The sequence below is a fragment of the Streptomyces sp. NPDC048349 genome, assembly GCF_040651925.1.
In the GTDB taxonomy this organism is placed as follows: domain Bacteria; phylum Actinomycetota; class Actinomycetes; order Streptomycetales; family Streptomycetaceae; genus Streptomyces.
The window spans coordinates 224,012-240,551 of record NZ_JBEZLA010000001.1; the positions used below are offsets into that span (position 1 = coordinate 224,012).

Genomic DNA, 16,540 nt, shown 5'->3' on the forward strand with positions numbered 1-16,540 from the left:
CCTGTGCCCGCGGGTGTCTACTGCTTTCCGCACAGGCTGACCACCTGCTGCTCCGCAGGAGTCAGAGTGGAGCCGGGTGTCTGGTTCTGCGCCTCGGCGGCCCGGCGCTCCTCGTCCTTCTTGCAGGCGGAGACCTGCACGCCCAGGTCGTCCAGCTTCTCGCGGGCGCCGTCGAGGCTGCCTTCGCTGATGGTGGCCTCGACCTGCTTGCGCTTGAAGGGCGGGAGGTACTTCAGTTCGATGTCGGGGCGGTCGGTCTCCACCTTGGAGAGCTCCAGCGGCCCGAGCTTCTGGCTGATGCCGCGGAAGAGCGCGACGTGCTCGCCCTTGACGCCGACGTAGTACTGGGTCTGGGTCCAGCGCCAGCCCGCGTAGAGGCCGCCGCCGACGACGCCGGCGACCAGGAGCAGGGTCAGCGTGCGGGTGGCCCACTTGCGCCCTTTGCCGCGGTGCTTGCGGGGGTGGTCGTACGTGTCCTCGTACTCGGAGTCGCCGTCGTAGGCCTCGGCTTCGCCGAAGCTGCCGTAGGCGCCGCCGCTCTGGCCCTGCTCGGCGTACCCGTAACCGGTGGCGTCGCCGCTGCCGGGGGGGCCGAAGGCGCCGGCGGGCGGGGCGGCCGGGCGGCCGAGGCCCGAGGCGCGGCCGGCCGGGGTCTGCATGGCGTTGCCGCCGTCGAAGAGCTGGTGCTGGTTCTCGGCGACCGCGCCGACGACGACCGGGGTGTCGTTGACCTGGGCGGCGAGGGTGTCCCCGCTGTCGGTGTCGAGGACGTCGGCGACGATGCAGGTGATGTTGTCGGGTCCGCCGCCGCGCAGGGCGAGCTGGATCAGGGACTGCACGGTCTCGCGGGGGCCGTGGTAGTCGGCGAGGGTCTCTTCGAGGGTCTGGTGGGAGACCACGCCGGACAGGCCGTCGGAGCAGATGAGGTAGCGGTCGCCGGCGCGGACCTCGCGGATGGAGAGGTCGGGCTCGACGATGTCGCCGCTGCCGAGCGCCCGCATCAGCAGCGAGCGCTGCGGGTGCGTGGTGGCTTCCTCTTCGGTGATCCGGCCCTCGTCGACGAGGCGCTGCACCCAGGTGTGGTCCTGGGTGATCTGGGTGAGGACGCCGTCGCGCAGCAGGTAGGCGCGGGAGTCGCCGACGTGGACGAGGCCCAGGCGCTGTCCGGTCCACAGCAGGGCGGTCAGGGTGGTGCCCATGCCCTCGAGCTGGGGGTCCTCCTCGACCATGACGCGCAGCTGGTCGTTGGCGCGCTGCACGGCGGTGGCGAGGGAGGTGAGGATGTCGGAGCCCGGGACGTCGTCGTCGAGCTGCACGAGGGTGGAGATCACCTCGGAGCTGGCGACCTCGCCGGCGGCCTGGCCTCCCATGCCGTCGGCGATCGCGAGGAGACGGGGCCCGGCGTAGCCGGAGTCCTCGTTGCCCTCGCGGATCATGCCTTTGTGCGATCCGGCGGCGAACCGCAGGGACAGACTCATGCGCACCTCGCCGGTCGGCTCCGGGTACAACCGGTCTCGAGCCACACTGCCCACCCTCCGGTCGGGAGCGCGCGCGTGTCCGTGTCCTCGGTGGGACGGATCGCCGCCGCGTGCTCGCTCCGCTCGCTCATTCTCGTACTACTTCCGCAGCTCGATGACGGTCTTGCCGATGCGGATCGGGGCGCCCGGCGGAATGGGCGTCGGGGTGGTCAGCCGGGTCCGGTCGAGATACGTGCCGTTGGTGGACCCGAGATCCTCGACGATCCACTGGCCGTCACGGTCGGGGTAGATCCTGGCATGGCGGCTGGACGCGTAGTCGTCGTCCAGCACGATGGTGGAGTCGTGGGCGCGGCCCAGGGTGATCGTCTGGCCCGCGAGGGCCACCGTGGTTCCCGTGAGGGTGCCCTCGGAGACGACGAGCTTGGTGGGCGCACCGCGGCGCTGGCGCTGCTGCGGAGGCGCGGCCTGCCGGCCGGCCTGCTGCGGGGCGGTGCCCGCGCCGCCGCGGCGGGAGCCGCGCTGCGTGACTCTCGTTCCGAAGAGGTCGCTGCGGATGACCTGGACGGCCACGATGACGAACAGCCACAGAACGGCTAGGAAACCCAGCCGCATGACCGTCAGGGTCAGCTCTGACATTGCCCCCGCTTCACCCTTCGGCTTGCCGGTAAATGATGGTCGTGCTGCCCACGACGATCCGCGAGCCGTCGCGGAGCGTAGCGCGGGTGGTGTGCTGCCCGTCCACCACGATGCCGTTGGTGGACCCGAGATCCTGGATCGTCGAGGGCGTTCCGGTCCGGATCTCACAGTGCCGGCGCGATACGCCGGGGTCGTCGATCCGCACGTCGGCTTCGGTGCTTCGGCCGAGTACGAGCGTGGGGCGCGAGATCTGGTGGCGGGTGCCGTTGATCTCGATCCAGTGGCGCTTGGGGCCGCCGGAGGCCGGTACGGGGGCGGCCGGGCCGGGCCCGCCCGCGGGCCGCCTGGCGCCGGGTCCGCCGGGGGGCGGGGCGCTGGGCATGGGCGGGGCGGCGACCGGCGGGTAGCCGTAGCCGCCCTGGCCGGCCTGGCCTGCCGGACCGCCCTGCGGCCGGCCCTGGGGCGGCTGCGGCTGGGAGGTGCTGGCGGCGAGGGTGCGGCTGCGGACCCGGTAGAGGCCGGTGTCGAGGTCGTCGGCCTTCTCCAGGTGGACCTTGATGGGGCCCATGAAGCTGTAGCGCTGCTGCTTGGCGTAGTCGCGGACGAGGCCCGCGAGCTCGTCGCCGAGCTGCCCGGAGTAGGGGCTCAGGCGCTCGTAGTCGCCGGCGCTGAGCTCCACGATGAAGTCGTTGGGGACGACGGTCCGCTCGCGGTTCCAGATGGTGGCGTTGTTGTCGCACTCCCGCTGGAGGGCTCCGGCGATCTCCACCGGCTGGACCTCGGACTTGAACACCTTGGCGAAGGTGCCGTTCACCAGACCTTCGAGTCGCTGCTCGAACCGCTTCAGAACTCCCATGGGGCACCTCCTCCGTCGCTGTCGCCCTGTACTGCTTACTGATCGTATCCACGCGTGGCGGATTCGGGTGGTTCCCCATCGGTCCTGTGAGGACGAGTGTTGGTCCTCACAAGGATCGTAGGGGGGCCTCAGGGACAGTGTCCCGCACCGGGAGCGGAGTGCGGGAGGGGCCGTCCACGGCGGGCGACGGGGGTCCGGGGAAAGCGATGTGATTCCACCCCGTCCGACGTGCTAATGTTTCGACGTCGCCAGGGGAACGGCCCGAAAGGGAAGAACCACTGGGACGCTGCTCGGGCGAGTGGCGGAACGGCAGACGCGCTGGCTTCAGGTGCCAGTGTCCTTCGGGACGTGGGGGTTCAAATCCCCCCTCGCCCACATCGACGGAACGGTCGTCATCGCGAAAGCGGTGGCGGCCGTTTCGTGTTTCCGGCGTTCCCGCGAACCCTCGTACCCGCGAACCGGCGTTGCCGGGGTCCGGCGTTCTGGCGTTGCGGGTTTTGTGGAGATCAACTGCCGTGTCCGGTGCGGGACGTCACGCGTCGGCCGGCCAAGGAGTGATCCAGGACACGTCGTTCACGTCGGGCGTCCGACTTTCGTCGCGCGGGCCGCGACGAAAGAGGGCGGCCGGCGGTGTGCGGGGGTGTCTAGGGTCGGGCGCGTGGATGCGAAGGCGATGACGCGGGCGGGCTGGGACTGGCTGAGGGGGCCGGAGCCCTGGACCCGGCGGATGCTCGCGGGCGACCTGGCGATCGCCGGGGTGCTGGCGCTGCTCGGCCTGGGCGTCGAGGAGCTCGACCACGGCTCCGGCAAGCGGATGCTCGCGAGCGCCGCGACCGTGGTCCTGCTCACCCTGCTGCGGCGCAGGCTGCCGGCGGCGACGCTGGTCCTGGGTTCCGCGGTGAGCGTGTACCTGCCCGGGTCGTTCCTCGTGACGAGCCTGCTGGGCTGGTCCGCCGGGCGCCGGATCGTGGGCGTCGGACGGGCGGGGGCGGCCTTCACGCTGGCGTTCGTCGCGGCGCTCGGCTTCGGCGTGCTGCACGAGTGGGAGCAGATGCGGCCGCTGCTGGTGGTCGTGTTCTCCACGCTGATGTTCCTGGCGACGATCGTGATGCCCGGTCTGGCCAGCCGGTACTGGTCGCAGCGCCGCACGCTGCTGGGCGCGCTCCAGGAGCGCAACGGTCAGCTGCTGCGGGAGCGGGCCATGGTCGCCGGACAGGCCAGGCTGCGCGAGCGGCAGCGGATCGCCCAAGACATGCACGACAGCCTCGGCCACCAGCTGGCGCTGATCTCCGTGCACACCGGTGCGCTGGAGGTGGATCCGGAGCTCACCGACCGTCAGCGCGAGGCCGTGGGAGTGCTGCGGCAGGCCTCGGTGGCGGCGATGCACGAACTGCGCGAGGTCGTGGGGATCCTGCGGGACGGGGTCGAGGCGCCCGTCCCGCAGGAGGAGGCGGCGCAGCCGGCGGCGCGCGGGGTGGCCGGGATCGCGGGGGTGGTGGAGGCGGCGCGGGGCGCGGGGACCGACGTGCGGATGTCCGCCTCGGGTCAGCCGCGGCCGCTGGCCCCCGCCTGCGACCACGCGGCGTACAGGATCGTGCAGGAGGCCCTGACGAACGCGTACAAGCACGCTCCGGGGGCGCCCATCACGGTGGAACTGCGCTACGAGGACGACTCGCTGGTCGTGGAGATCGCCAACGGGCCGGCGGCCGGTCCGGGGGCCGGCGAGGTGGTGTCGGGCGGGCAGGGGCTGACGGGGCTGCGCGAGCGGGCGCGGCTGGTCGGCGGGATGGTGCACGCCGGCGGGACCGAGGACGGCGGCTTCCGGGTGGCCGGGGTGCTGCCCTACGGGGCGGAGCCCGCGGGGGTGGCGGACGTGGCGGACGACTTCGGGCAGCAGGCGCAGGCGTGGGGCCTGCGGGGCGCCCCGCCGATGGACTGGGCGGCGGTGGACCGGGAGCTCGCCGTCCGGGGGCGCAGCCGGGCCGGCGGGTTCGCGCTGGGCTGCGGCATCGCCTTCGCCGCGGTGGTGCTCCTGGTGATCGTGCTCGGGGCGGGGATGCTGCTGGTGGTGGGCTCGATGGGCGATTCCATGCTGGACCGGTCCGGTTTCGACGCCGTGCGGGTGGGAGAACCGGAGCCGGCCGTGCGGGACCGGCTGCCGAGCGGCGACAATTTCCTGACGGCCGGGGCCGACCGCAAGGGACCGCCGCGGCCGGAGGGTTCGGACTGTCTGGCGCTGCTGGCCAAGGACCAGCCGGGGGCGCTGGGGACGGACCTGATCTACCGGTTCTGTTTCAAGGACGGACGGCTCGTGGACAAGCAGGCTTACGAGGTCAAGCAGTAGGAGCACGGGTGACAGCCGAAGTGATCCGCGTGGTGATCGCCGACGACGAGCCGCTGATCCGGGCGGGGATCAGGATGATCCTGACCTCGGCCCCGGACATCGAGGTGGTGGCGGAGGCGGCGAACGGCCGCGAGGCGGTGGACCTGGCCCGCGCGCACGCCCCCGACGTGGTGCTGCTCGACATCCAGATGCCGGTGATGGACGGGCTGACCGCGCTGGGGGAGCTGCGGCGGGCCGCGCCGGAGGTCCGGGCGCTGATCCTGACCACCTTCGGGGAGAAGGGGAACGTGCTGCGGGCACTGGGCGAGGGCGGTGCGGGGTTCTTGCTGAAGGACTCGGCGCCCGGTGAGCTGATAGGCGCCGTCCGGGCGGCCGCGGCGGGCGATGCGTACCTCTCGCCGGCGGCGGCCAGACACGTGGTCGACCAGCTGGCGTCGGGGAAGGCCGTCGTCCGGGGCGAGGAGGCACGGCGGCAGGTGGCGGAGCTGAGCGAGCGCGAGCGCGGGGTCCTCGCGCTGCTGGGGGAGGGCCTGTCGAACGCGGACGCGGGGCGGCGGCTGCACATGAGCGAGGCCACCGTGAAGACGTACGTGAGCCGGATCCTGGCGAAGCTGGGCTGCGACAACCGGGTGCAGGCGGCGTTGCTGGCCAGGGACGCCGGGCTGTAGATACGGTCAGCCCGTTCGACGGCGATCAACGTACGGGTGGGGGCGGCGCGCATGGCGGCGGTTGTGGGACAGCGGATCCCGGAGGTGGCGGGCTTCGCACCGCGGGTGGCGGACGGCTCGCCCAAGCAGGAGGGCAAGGCGCTGCGCCGTCGTGTGCCCCGGGCGGCGCACGCCGTCTTCGAGGCGCCGGCGGACCGGCCGGACGCGGTGCGGGCGGTGGAGGAGTCCAATGTCGGCCGGGTCGCCGAGCTGGCGCCGATACGCGTGGGGCGGATGGCGGCGAACCCCTTCGCGTTCCTGCGGGGCGCGGCCGGGCTGATGGCCCACGACCTGTCCGGCGGGCCGGTGACCGGGGTCGGCGCGCAGATCTGCGGCGACGCGCACGCGGCGAACTTCGGCCTGTACGGGGACGCGCGGGGCAGGCTGGTCATCGACCTGAACGACTTCGACGAGACCGTCTTCGGCCCGTGGGAGTGGGACGTGAAGCGGCTGGCGACCTCACTGGTGCTGGCCGGCCGGGTGGCGGGTGCGGGCGAGGACGCCAGCCGGGCGGCCGCGCTGGACGCGGTGGGCGCCTACCGGCGGACCATGCGGCTGCTGTCCCGGCTGCCCGCCATGGACGCGTGGAACGCCATCGCCGACGAGGAACTGGTCTCGCACACCGATGCCCGGGACCTGCTGGGGACCCTGGAGCAGGTCGCGGAGAAGGCCCGCAACAACACCTCCGCGCGGTTCGCCGCGAAGTCGACGGAGGCCGGCGCGGACGGCGGCCGGCGCTTCGTGGACGCGCTGCCCGTGCTGCGCCGGGTCGGGGACGCGGAGGCCGCGGTCGTGGCGGCCTCGCTGGGCCCGTACCTGCAGACCCTCCAGGGCGACCGGCGGCCGCTGATGGCCCGGTACGCGATCCACGACGTGGCCTTCCGCGTGGTCGGGACGGGGAGCGTGGGCACGCGCTCGTACGTGGTGCTGCTGCTGGACCACCGGGGCGAGCCGCTGGTGCTCCAGGTGAAGGAGGCGCGCCCCTCGGTGCTGCTGCCGCACCTGCCCGCGCTGGGGTTCGTCTCGCCGCCGGAGGAGCACGAGGGGCGCCGGGTGGTGGCCGGGCAGAAGCGGATGCAGGTGGTGTCGGACATCATGCTGGGCTGGACCACGGTGGAGGGGAGGCCCTTCCAGGTGCGCCAGTTCCGCAACCGCAAGGGCAGTGTGGACCCGGCGGCGCTGAGCGCCGACCAGCTCGACGACTACGGGCGGATGACCGGGGCCCTGCTGGCCCGGGCGCACGCGCACAGCGTCGATCCCCGGCTGCTGGCCGGTTACTGCGGGAAGAACGAGGAGCTGGACGAGGCGATGGCCGCCTTCGCGGTGGCGTACGCGGACCGGACCGAGGCCGACCACGCCGATCTGGTGGCGGCCGTGCGGGGCGGGCGGATCGCGGCGGAGTCCGGGGTCTGAGCCGTTCGGCCCGGCGGGGCGCCCGCCCCGCCGGGCCGTAGGCTGGCCGGGTGAGCGAGCAGACCGAACACACGGTTCCCGACGACGAACGTCCCGAGGCGCGCCTGGAGCGGGCCGTGCGGGCTGCCGAGCAGGCGCTGATCGAGTTCGAGATCGCGGTGGAGACCTTCCGGGTCGAGGTGGAGAACTTCTCCCGCCTGCACCACCAGAAGCTCGGCCCGATGTACACGCGGCTCGACGAGCTCGACGCGCTGATCGCCGAGGCGAAGGCGGCCCGCACCGGGGACCCGGAGGACCTGCGCCGGGCGCGGGACGCCCGCTCGCTGGTCATGCCGATGCCCGGGGTGGACGAGCTGTTCCACGACTGGATGGGCTCGGACGGGCTCGGCGACGACGCGGCCGCCATGCTCACCGAGCGGCCCGTGCGGCCGCCGGAGCGGGTGCGGCCCTCGGAGGAGGTGCGCCGCCTCTACCGCGAGCTGGTCCGCCGGGCCCACCCGGACCTCGCCCAGGACGAGGCCGAGCGGGCGCGCCGCGACGCCTTCATCGCGCGGGTCAACGCCGCGTACGGGCGGGGCGAGGAGCAGCTGCTGCGCGAGCTCGCCCAGGAGTGGGAGGCCGGTCCCGCGCCGGAGCGGGCGGAGCCGGAGGAGAGCGGGGAGCTGTACGCCCGGCTGGAGTGGCTGGCGCGCCGCAAGGAGCTGCTGTCGCTCGTGGCCAAGGAGCTGGAGGACAGCGCGATCGGTTCGATGCTGAGGATGGCCCCCGAGGATCCGGACCGGCTGCTGGAGGAGATCGCGGAGCAGCTGCTGGCGCGGGTCGCCGAGCGCGAGGCGGAGCTGGCGGCCGCGCTCGCCGAGGGGTGATGCGGGCCGCAGGGCCGCCCGGCGGGGCCGGGCGGGTCGGATAGGTTGGACGTCAGATCCGTGATGAGAGAAGGCGACGTATGAACTTCGGACCGCTTCCCTCGGTGGACGCCGCCGCGGTGCCCTCCGAAGGCTTTGTCCTGGACGTCCGCGAGGACGACGAATGGGCGGCCGGGCATGTCGAGGGCGCTCTGCACATTCCGATGAGCGACTTCGTGGCCCGCTTCGGCGAGCTGACCGAGGCCGTGGAGGACGGCCGGCGGGTGCACGTGATGTGCCGGGTCGGCGGGCGCTCCGCGCAGGTCACCCAGTACCTGGTGCGCCAGGAGATCGACGCCGTGAACGTCGACGGCGGGATGCAGGCCTGGGAACGGGCCGGGCGCCCGATGGTGACGGACAACGGGAACCCGGCCTTCGTGCTGTAGCCCGAGGGCTCGCCTGGCCCTTCGGGTCCCACGGACCCCACGGGTCCCACAGGCCGCACGGGCGCCTCGGGCCCTTTCGGGTCTCAGGCGAGGGGGTGGGCGGCCAGCAGGTCGCCCAGGGCCTCCTCGTGGGCGGCAGCGGGGCCGAGCTGGAGTTCCAGCTGCTTGGCCCACGCGTGGTACCGGTGCAGCGGGTAGTCGGTGTCGGCGCCGAAGCCGCCGTGCAGGTGCTGGGCGGTCTGTACGACCCGGCGCACGCCCTCCGAGGCCCAGATCTTGGCGACCGCGACGTCCCCCGAGCTCGGCAGCGGGCCGCCGGCGCCGCCGGTCGCCGCGTCGAGCCGCCACGCGGCCTGCCAGAGGGTGACCTCCATGGCGCGCAGGTCGATGTAGCGGTCGGCGGCCTGGACGGCGACGGCCTGGAAGGTGGCCACCGGGAAGCCGAACTGCTCGCGCTTGCCCGTGTACTGGCCGGTCATGGCCAGGACGGCCTCGCCGAGGCCGAGGGCGAGGGCGCAGGTTCCGGTGGTGAGGAGCTGGCGCAGCCGCTCCCAGGCCTCCGGGGTCTCGATGAGATGGGTCGGCGCCACCCGTACGCCGTCCAGGGCCAGTTCGGCGAGTCGCTCCCCGCTGGTGGACACCTGCTCGGCGAGGGCCAGGCCGTCGGCAGTGCGCGGGACGAGCGCGAGGACGGCCTCGCCCTCGCCGGTGTGGGCCGGTACGGCGATCCAGTCGGCGCTCTGCGCCCAGGGGACGGCGGTCTGCGTGCCGTCGAGGATCCAGACGTCCCCCTCGCGGCGGGCGGTGACGGCGAGTTCGGCCGGGTCGTGGCCGGAGCGGCCGTGGGCGGCGGCGGTCAGGACGAGGCTGCCGCGCCCGGCGCCGGGCAGCAGGGCGGCGGCCAGTTCGGGGCTGCCGTGGGCCTGTACGGCCATGGCGGTGGCGCAGTGTTCCAGCAGCGGAACCCGGGCCAGTACCTTCGCGGCCTCGCGCAGCACCAGGCACAGGGCGATGGTGTCGAGGCCGGCGCCGCCGTGCTCCTCGGCGAGGACCAGGCCCAGCAGGTCGGATCCGGCGAGCCTGGCCCACAGCGGGCGGTCGAAGTCGTCGGCGACGGCCCCGGGGGTGAGCGCGGGGCTGGGCACCCCGTCGGGCGCGACGTCCGCGAAGACGGCCTTCGCCGCCTCGACGGCCGCCTGCTGCTCCTCGGTGAAGGTGAAGTCCACTGCCGGTCCTCCCGTTCTGATCTGACGGTCCGTCAAGATAGAACAGGTTCTGGAAAATGGACAGGGCCCCACAAGGGTGCGGGGCCCCGTTCACCAGACACCGGACACCGGTCACTGATTACTGGTCACGGTCACCGGTCACCGGTCACCGGTCACGGTCACCGGTCGAAGTCGATCTCCACTTCCTCCGTCACCGGGTGCGACTGGCAGGCCAGCACGAATCCCGCGTCCGTCTCCTCGGCCTCCAGCGCGAAGTTCCGCTCCATGCGGACCTCGCCGGCCACCACGAACGCGCGGCAGGTGCCGCACACCCCGCCCTTGCAGGCGTACGGGGCGTCCGCGCGGTTGCGGAGCACCGCGTCCAGCAGGGATTCCCCGTCGCGGACCGGCCAGGTGCCCGAACGGCCGTCGAGGCGCGCGGTGACCCGGCCGTGGGCGGGGGCCGCGGCGGTGGCGGCGGGGGCGGGCGCCGTGGTGTCCTCGACGTGGAAGATCTCCTCGTGCACCCGGCTCCGGGCGACGCCGAGCGCGCCCAGGGTCCGCTCCGCACCCTGCACCAGGCCGTACGGTCCGCACAGGAACCAGCCCGTCACGTCCGCCACCGGCAGCAGCGCGGGCAGCAGGGCGGCCAGCCGCTCCTCGTCCAGGCGCCCGGAGGGCAGTCCGGCCTCCTGCTCCTCCCGGGACAGGACGGTGACCAGCTGGAACCGCGCCGGATAGCGGTCCTTGAGGTCGGCGACCTCCTCGAGGAACATCGTCGAGGCCGCCGTGCGGTCGCTGCGCACGAGGCAGAACCGGGCGTCGGGGCGGGCTGCCAGCAGGCTCGCCGCGATCGACAGCACGGGGGTGATCCCGCTGCCGCCGACGATCGCCGCATAGTGCCCGGCGGCGGGGGCTGCGGCCGGATCCAGCACGAACCGTCCGGCCGGGACCATCACGTCCAGCACGTCCCCTGCGGCGATCTCCTTGTGGGCGAAGGTGGAGAACTCCCCGCCCTCCACCAGCCGGACGCCGACCCGAAGCTCCGCCGGGCCCGGGCCGTCGGGCGCCGGGGCGGGGGAGCAGATCGAGTAGGTGCGCCGGATCTCCCCGCCCTCGGGGGCGGTGCGGCGCAGGGTGAGGTGCTGGCCCGGGGCGTGCCGGTACTCCTCGCGCAGCTCCTGCGGGACCCGCAGGGTCAGAGCCACCGAGTCGTCGGTGAGCCGGTCGACCGCAGCCACCGTCAGCGGGTGGAACGCGCCGTGGCGGGGTGCGGCCATCTACAGCTCCTTGAAGTGGTCGAACGGTTCGCGGCAGGCGGTGCAGCGGCGCAGCGCCTTGCAGGCGGTGGAGGAGAACCGGCTGAGCAGCTCGGTGTCGGTGGATCCGCAGTGCGGGCAGCGGACCGACAGGGTCAGCGGGACCGGCCCGTCGGCCGCGTGCGGGCGCGGTGGGGCGATGCCGAACTCGGCCAGCTTGCGGCGGCCTTCGGCGCTGATGTCGTCGGTGGACCAGGCCGGGGCCAGCACGGTGGTCACCCGCACCTCGGGTATCCCGTGGCCGGTGAGGACCCGCTCGATGTCGGCGGACATGGCCTCGATGGCCGGGCAGCCGGTGTAGGTCGGGGTGAGGATCACCTCGGCGCCGCCGTCCTCGCGCACCGTCACGCCGCGCACCACGCCGAGCTCGCCGAGGGTGAGCACGGGCAGTTCCGGGTCCGGGACGGACCCGGCCAGCTCGGCCAGCTCCGCCTCCAGGCGGGTCGTTCCGGCGCGGGCGGTCACCATGACGCCCCCGGGTGGCTGCGGTGCAGGTGCTGCATCTCGGCGAGCAGCCGGCCGAAGGGCTCGGTGTGCAGCCCCTGGCGGCCCGCTCCGGCCGCCCAGGCGCCGGTGCGCGGCCCCTCGGGCAGCGCGAGCCCGGCCCGCTCCAGCACCCCGCTCACCGCGGCCAGCCACCGCCCTTCCAGGGCGGGCCAGTCCAGGCCCTCGAGGCCGTCCACCGGCTGGAACATCTCGCCGGTGTACTTCCACAGGGCGTCCAGGGCGGCGCGCATGCGGCCCCGGCTCTCCTCGGTGCCGTCGCCGAGCCGCAGGGTCCACTGCTCGGCGTGGTCGCGGTGGTAGGCGGTCTCCTTGACGGCCTTGGCCGCCAGCGGCGCGAACGGGCCCTCCCCGCGGGCCAGTTCCCCGTAGAGCTCGTGCTGGTACAGGGAGAAGTAGAGCTGGCGGGCGATGGTGTGGGCGAAGTCGCCGTTGGGCTGCTCGACCAGCTGGAGGTTGCGGAAGGAGCGCTCCTCGCGCAGGAACGCCAGCTCGTCCTCGTCGCCGACCATGGTCAGCAGGATGCGGGCCTGGCCGAGCAGGTCGAGGGCTATGTTGGCGAGCGCGACCTCCTCCTCCAGCACGGGGGCGTGGCCCGCCCACTCGCCGAGGCGGTGGGAGAGGATCAGTGCGTCGTCACCGAGGGCGAGGGCGGCCGTGTGGACCGCCGCGGTGGTGTCGGTGCTGCTCACAGGTGGCTCACCCCCTCCGGGATGTCGTAGAACGTCGGGTGCCGGTACGGCTTGTCGGCGGACGGGGCGAAGAAGGGGTCGCGCTCGTCCGGCGAGGAGGCGGTGATCTCGGTGGAGGGCACCACCCAGATCGAGGTGCCCTCATTGCGCCGCGTGTAGAGGTCGCGGGCGTTGCGCAGGGCCATCTCCGCATCGGGGGCGTGCAGGCTTCCCGCGTGCGTGTGCGAGAGGCCGCGGCGCGAGCGCACGAACACCTCCCACAGGGGCCAGTTCTGCGTCATACCCGTGCCTCCTCGTTCTGTGCGGCGTGTGCCGCCTGCTTCTCCGCGTACGCCGCGGCCGCGTCGCGCACCCAGGCGCCGTCCTCGTGGGCCTTGCGCCGCTGGCTCAGGCGCTGCTCGTTGCACGGGCCGTTGCCCTTGAGCACGTTCCAGAACTCCGCCCAGTCGATGGCGCCGAAGTCGTGGTGCCCGCGCTCCTCGTTCCACTTCAGGTCCGGGTCGGGCAGCGTCAGGCCCAGGGCCTGCGCCTGCGGGACGGCGATGTCCACGAACCGCTGGCGCAGCTCGTCGTTCGAATGGCGCTTGATCCGCCAGGCCATCGACTGCGCCGAGTGGGCCGACTCGTCGTCCGGCGGGCCGAACATCATCAGCGAGGGCCACCACCACCGGTCGACGGCGTCCTGGGCCATCGCGTGCTGGGCCTCGGTGCCCTTGGACAGGGTCATGAGCAGCTCGAAGCCCTGCCGCTGGTGGAAGGACTCCTCCTTGCAGATCCGGACCATGGCGCGCGCATAGGGGCCGTAGGAGCAGCGGCAGATCGGCACCTGGTTGGTGATCGCCGCGCCGTCGACCAGCCAGCCGATCGCGCCGACGTCCGCCCAGGTCAGGGTGGGGTAGTTGAAGATCGAGGAGTACTTCTGCTTCCCCGCGTGGAGCTTGTCGAGCAGTTCGTCGCGGCTGGTGCCCAGGGTCTCGGCGGCGCTGTAGAGGTACAGCCCGTGGCCGGCCTCGTCCTGCACCTTGGCCATCAGGATCGCCTTGCGGCGCAGCGAGGGCGCACGCGTGATCCAGTTGGCCTCGGGCTGCATGCCGATGATCTCGGAGTGGGCGTGCTGGGCCATCTGGCGCACGAGGGAGGCGCGGTACTCCTCCGGCATCCAGTCGCGCGGCTCCACGCGCTCCTCCGCCGCGACCGCCGCGTCGAAGGCCGCTGCGAGCTGTGCGCCCAGGTCGGCGGCCATGCCCGTCCCGTCCGTCCCGTCCGTCCCGAGAGCCGTTTCCGGCCCCGTCTCCGGGGTCACTGCCACCATCCCGGTCCCCTGACTGAGTGTGTCGGCCGGCCGTCTGTCCCACCGACCGACCGATCGTTCGGTTCATCCTCTTCAATGGTGGGTCGGCGGCCCGTAGGGTGTCAACCTCTGAGGTCAACCCTGTGGAAGCCGGACGATCGGGGCGGGATGGATGCGAACGAGCGGGAGCCCGCCCCAGCGGCCGCTCCGCCACCCCCGCGGCGGCCCGGAATCGCCGGTCTGTCCACCCCCTACCGGGTGGTGGCCGCGCTCGCCCTGGGGGCCGTCGCCGTGGCCGCCTGTGCGCACCTCGTACTCGTGTTCCTGCACGTCGCCCCGTCCAACACGGTCAGCAAGCAGCACGCGCGGACGGTCGACGACTGGATCTACCCCGAGTTCGAGCAGAACTGGAAGCTCTTCGCGCCCAACCCGCTCCAGCAGAACATCGCGGTGGAGGTGCGCGCCCAGGTACGGACGGCCGACGGGAAGCTGGTCACCACCGACTGGCGCAACCTCAGCGCCGAGGACGGCGAGGCCATCCGGCACAGCCTGCTGCCCAGCCACACCGAGCAGAACGAGCTCCGCCGGGCCTGGGACTTCTTCACCGGCTCCCACGACGAGGAGAACAAGCCGAACGGCGAGCGCGGCGAGCTGTCCGAGCAGTACCTGCGGCGCATCGCGGTGAACCGCATCGCCCCGGCCCACCCCGGAGGCCGCATCCTGCGGATCCAGCTGCGCTCGGCGACGACGGCGGTGCCCGCGCCGAAGTGGAGCGACGAGACGACGGACACCGAGACGTACTACCGGGAGCTGCCGTGGTGGACGGTGTGAGAGCCGGCCTGGCGACCGCTCTGGCGAAGGTCACGGGGCAGGCCCTGGGCCCGTACCAGAGCGCCGTGATCCGCATCGGCTTCGCCGGGACCTGGCTCTTCTTCCTGCTGCGCGAGTTCCCGCACCGCCATGAGCTGTACGGGCCGGACGGGCCGTGGAGCTGGGCGCTGGCGGACCGGCTGATCGACTCGAACGGGGCCTTCACGGTCCTGATGTGGTCGGACTCGGCGGTGTGGTTCGAGACCGTCTACGCGGTGGCCGTCCTGTCGAGCGTGGGGCTGCTGCTGGGCTGGCGGACGCGGGCCACGTCCGTGCTGTTCATGGTCGGGGTGCTCTCGCTGCAGAACCGCAGCGTGTTCATGGGCGACGGCGGGGACAACGTCATCCACCTGATGGCCGTGTACCTGGTGCTGACCCGCTGCGCGCAGGTGTGGTCCCTGGACGCGCGGCGGGCCCGGCTGCGCGGGTCGGCTTCGGCGGGAGCCGCCGGGCCGGTGCTGTGGGGCGTCCTGGGGGCGGTGTTCGCCTTCGGAGCGGTGACCGGGCGGTTCGGCAGCGGCTGGCTGTCGGTCTTCGCGGCGCTGTGGGTGGTCGCCGGGCTGTGGTGGCTGGTCGACCGGAAGGAACCGGAGGGCGAGGGCCGGGCGACGCTGTCCGTGCTGGCCAACGTGCTGCACAACGCCGGAATGCTGGTGATCATGGCGGAGGTGTGCCTGATCTACGCCACGGCGGGCTGGTACAAGGTCCAGGGATCGCGGTGGCAGGACGGGACGGCCCTGTACTACCCGCTCGGGCTGGACTACTTCACGCCCTGGCCGGGGCTGTCCGCGCTGTTGGCCGGCAGCGGGACGCTGGTGATGCTGCTGTCGTACGGGACGGTGGCGGTGCAGGTGGCGTTCCCCTTCACGGTGTTCAACCGGCGGGTCAAGAACGTGCTGCTGGCCGTCATGATGCTCGAGCACGCCGGGATCGCGGTGCTGCTGGGGCTGCCGTTCTTCTCGCTGGCGATGATCGCCGCCGACGCGGTGTTCCTGCCGACGGTGTTCCTGGTCTGGCTGGGAGCCAGGGTCGCCGCGCTGCGGCCCGGCCGCTCCGCGGCGACGCCGGCGCTGTCCCCCGCGGAGCCGAGCCCGGCCCTCCCCCGCTGATCGCCGCCGGCGGGGGCTCCGCGGCCCCGCGCGGCGCCCGGCCCTTAGGGTCGGGCTATGAGTGAGCAGGGGAGCGCGGACGAGACGGTGCGGCAGTGGCGGGACGCCGCCGGGCAGGAGGACCTCGTCCTGCTGGACGGGTTCCACGCGCTGAAGCACGCGCTGCGGTTCGGCGCCGAGGTGCGGATGGTCCTCGCCGAGGACCCCGGCGCCGTACGGGCGCTCGCCGCCGAGCTGGCCCCGGACGTGGAGGCCGACGTGGCCCGGCTGACGCGGGCGGCGCCGCTGAAGGGGCTGCTGGCCCGGGTGCACCCCACCGGGGTCGCGGCCCTGGCCGTACGGCCCGGCCGGGCGGCGGGCCTGGCGGCGCTGGAGCGGCTGCCGCGCCCCGCGCCCGTCGTGGTCCTCGACAACCCCCGCAACCTCGGCAACGTCGGAGCCGTCGTCCGCCTCGCCGCCGGCTTCGGCGCCACCGGCGTGGTCACCCGCGGCGACCTCGACCCCTGGCACCCGAACGTCGTCCGGGCCGGGGCCGGGCTGCACTACGCCACCACCGTCGAGCGGATCACGCTGGAGACGCTGCCGCCCGGGCCGCTCTACGCGCTCGACCCGGAGGGTGAGGACATCCGTGCCCTCACCCTCCCGGACGACGCGCTGCTCGCCTTCGGCTCGGAGCGCCACGGCATCTCACCGGAGCTGCGGGACCGGGCCGACCATCTGGTGTCCCTGCCGATGCGCCCGCAGGTCTCCAGCTACAACCTGGCCACCAGCGTGGCCATGGCCCTGTTCCACTGGGGCGGGCCTCCGGCGGCCCAGGAAAAGTGA

The 16,540-nt window shown here is 73.3% G+C and carries 17 protein-coding genes and 1 tRNA gene; 9 read left to right on the forward strand and 9 right to left on the reverse strand.

Annotation, left to right across the window (positions count from 1 at the left end; all coding sequences use genetic code 11):
* Window positions 1-17: 17 nt before the first annotated feature.
* From AB0D44_RS01110 to AB0D44_RS01120, 3 genes are all read right to left on the reverse strand, one after another.
* Window positions 18-1,478: a PP2C family serine/threonine-protein phosphatase gene (locus AB0D44_RS01110; RefSeq protein WP_362582530.1), complete on the reverse strand. Its 1,461-nt coding sequence runs from the start codon at window positions 1,476-1,478 to the stop codon at window positions 18-20.
* Window positions 1,479-1,616: 138 nt separating this feature from the next.
* Window positions 1,617-2,114: an FHA domain-containing protein gene (locus AB0D44_RS01115; RefSeq protein ID WP_215145016.1), complete on the reverse strand. Its 498-nt coding sequence runs from the start codon at window positions 2,112-2,114 to the stop codon at window positions 1,617-1,619.
* Window positions 2,115-2,124: 10 nt separating this feature from the next.
* Entirely contained in the window at window positions 2,125-2,970 is an 846-nt protein-coding gene (locus AB0D44_RS01120; RefSeq protein WP_362582533.1) for a DUF3662 and FHA domain-containing protein, read from the reverse strand.
* Window positions 2,971-3,262: 292 nt separating this feature from the next.
* On the opposite strand from AB0D44_RS01120, the gene AB0D44_RS01125 reads away from it, so the two are divergent.
* From AB0D44_RS01125 to AB0D44_RS01150, 6 genes are all read left to right on the forward strand, one after another.
* A tRNA-Leu gene (locus AB0D44_RS01125) sits at window positions 3,263-3,345 on the forward strand.
* A gap of 298 nt (window positions 3,346-3,643) precedes the next feature.
* The gene (locus tag AB0D44_RS01130) at window positions 3,644-5,314 is read left to right on the forward strand and encodes a histidine kinase (protein WP_362582847.1); all 1,671 of its coding nucleotides are present in this window, start codon (window positions 3,644-3,646) and stop codon (window positions 5,312-5,314) included.
* 8 nt (window positions 5,315-5,322) lie between these two features.
* Complete coding sequence (locus AB0D44_RS01135; protein WP_362582536.1) at window positions 5,323-5,982, forward strand: response regulator transcription factor; 660 nt, start codon at window positions 5,323-5,325, stop codon at window positions 5,980-5,982.
* 51 nt (window positions 5,983-6,033) lie between these two features.
* A complete protein-coding gene (locus AB0D44_RS01140) occupies window positions 6,034-7,434 on the forward strand; it encodes a DUF2252 domain-containing protein (protein ID WP_362582539.1) in 1,401 nt (466 codons plus the stop codon).
* A gap of 50 nt (window positions 7,435-7,484) precedes the next feature.
* Window positions 7,485-8,300: a J domain-containing protein gene (locus AB0D44_RS01145; RefSeq protein ID WP_362582542.1), complete on the forward strand. Its 816-nt coding sequence runs from the start codon at window positions 7,485-7,487 to the stop codon at window positions 8,298-8,300.
* Window positions 8,301-8,380: 80 nt separating this feature from the next.
* On the forward strand, window positions 8,381-8,725 hold the full coding sequence (locus AB0D44_RS01150) for a rhodanese-like domain-containing protein (RefSeq protein ID WP_362582545.1): 345 nt from the start codon (window positions 8,381-8,383) through the stop codon (window positions 8,723-8,725).
* A gap of 83 nt (window positions 8,726-8,808) precedes the next feature.
* On the opposite strand, the gene AB0D44_RS01155 is transcribed toward AB0D44_RS01150, so the two are convergent.
* The 6 genes from AB0D44_RS01155 to paaA form a co-directional block, all read right to left on the reverse strand.
* A complete protein-coding gene (locus AB0D44_RS01155) occupies window positions 8,809-9,951 on the reverse strand; it encodes an acyl-CoA dehydrogenase family protein (protein WP_362582548.1) in 1,143 nt (380 codons plus the stop codon).
* Between the two features lie 158 nt (window positions 9,952-10,109).
* Entirely contained in the window at window positions 10,110-11,210 is a 1,101-nt protein-coding gene (locus AB0D44_RS01160; RefSeq protein ID WP_362582551.1) for a 2Fe-2S iron-sulfur cluster-binding protein, read from the reverse strand.
* Window positions 11,211-11,717, reverse strand: a complete 507-nt coding sequence (paaD, locus tag AB0D44_RS01165; RefSeq protein ID WP_362582554.1) for a 1,2-phenylacetyl-CoA epoxidase subunit PaaD — start codon at window positions 11,715-11,717, stop codon at window positions 11,211-11,213.
* Window positions 11,711-12,445 (reverse strand): 1,2-phenylacetyl-CoA epoxidase subunit PaaC, encoded by a 735-nt coding sequence (gene paaC, locus AB0D44_RS01170; RefSeq protein ID WP_362582557.1) that lies wholly within the window; start codon window positions 12,443-12,445, stop codon window positions 11,711-11,713. Before paaC ends, paaD begins: the two co-directional genes overlap by 7 nt.
* Window positions 12,442-12,726, reverse strand: coding sequence for a 1,2-phenylacetyl-CoA epoxidase subunit PaaB (gene paaB / locus AB0D44_RS01175; protein ID WP_362582560.1), 285 nt, complete (start codon window positions 12,724-12,726; stop codon window positions 12,442-12,444). Before paaB ends, paaC begins: the two co-directional genes overlap by 4 nt.
* Window positions 12,723-13,688: a 1,2-phenylacetyl-CoA epoxidase subunit PaaA gene (paaA, locus tag AB0D44_RS01180; RefSeq protein WP_362582850.1), complete on the reverse strand. Its 966-nt coding sequence runs from the start codon at window positions 13,686-13,688 to the stop codon at window positions 12,723-12,725. The genes paaB and paaA overlap by 4 nt, the downstream gene beginning before the upstream one ends.
* A 216-nt stretch (window positions 13,689-13,904) precedes the next feature.
* On the opposite strand from paaA, the gene AB0D44_RS01185 reads away from it, so the two are divergent.
* From AB0D44_RS01185 to AB0D44_RS01195, 3 genes are read left to right on the forward strand one after another with little or no spacing between them, the layout of a single operon-like run.
* The gene (locus AB0D44_RS01185) at window positions 13,905-14,567 is read left to right on the forward strand and encodes a DUF5819 family protein (RefSeq protein ID WP_362582563.1); all 663 of its coding nucleotides are present in this window, start codon (window positions 13,905-13,907) and stop codon (window positions 14,565-14,567) included.
* Window positions 14,564-15,715 (forward strand): HTTM domain-containing protein, encoded by a 1,152-nt coding sequence (locus AB0D44_RS01190; protein WP_362582853.1) that lies wholly within the window; start codon window positions 14,564-14,566, stop codon window positions 15,713-15,715. The genes AB0D44_RS01185 and AB0D44_RS01190 overlap by 4 nt, the downstream gene beginning before the upstream one ends.
* 57 nt (window positions 15,716-15,772) lie before the next feature.
* Window positions 15,773-16,540 carry an RNA methyltransferase gene (locus tag AB0D44_RS01195; RefSeq protein ID WP_362582566.1) on the forward strand — a complete coding sequence of 256 codons (768 nt, stop codon included), beginning with the start codon at window positions 15,773-15,775 and terminating at the stop codon, window positions 16,538-16,540.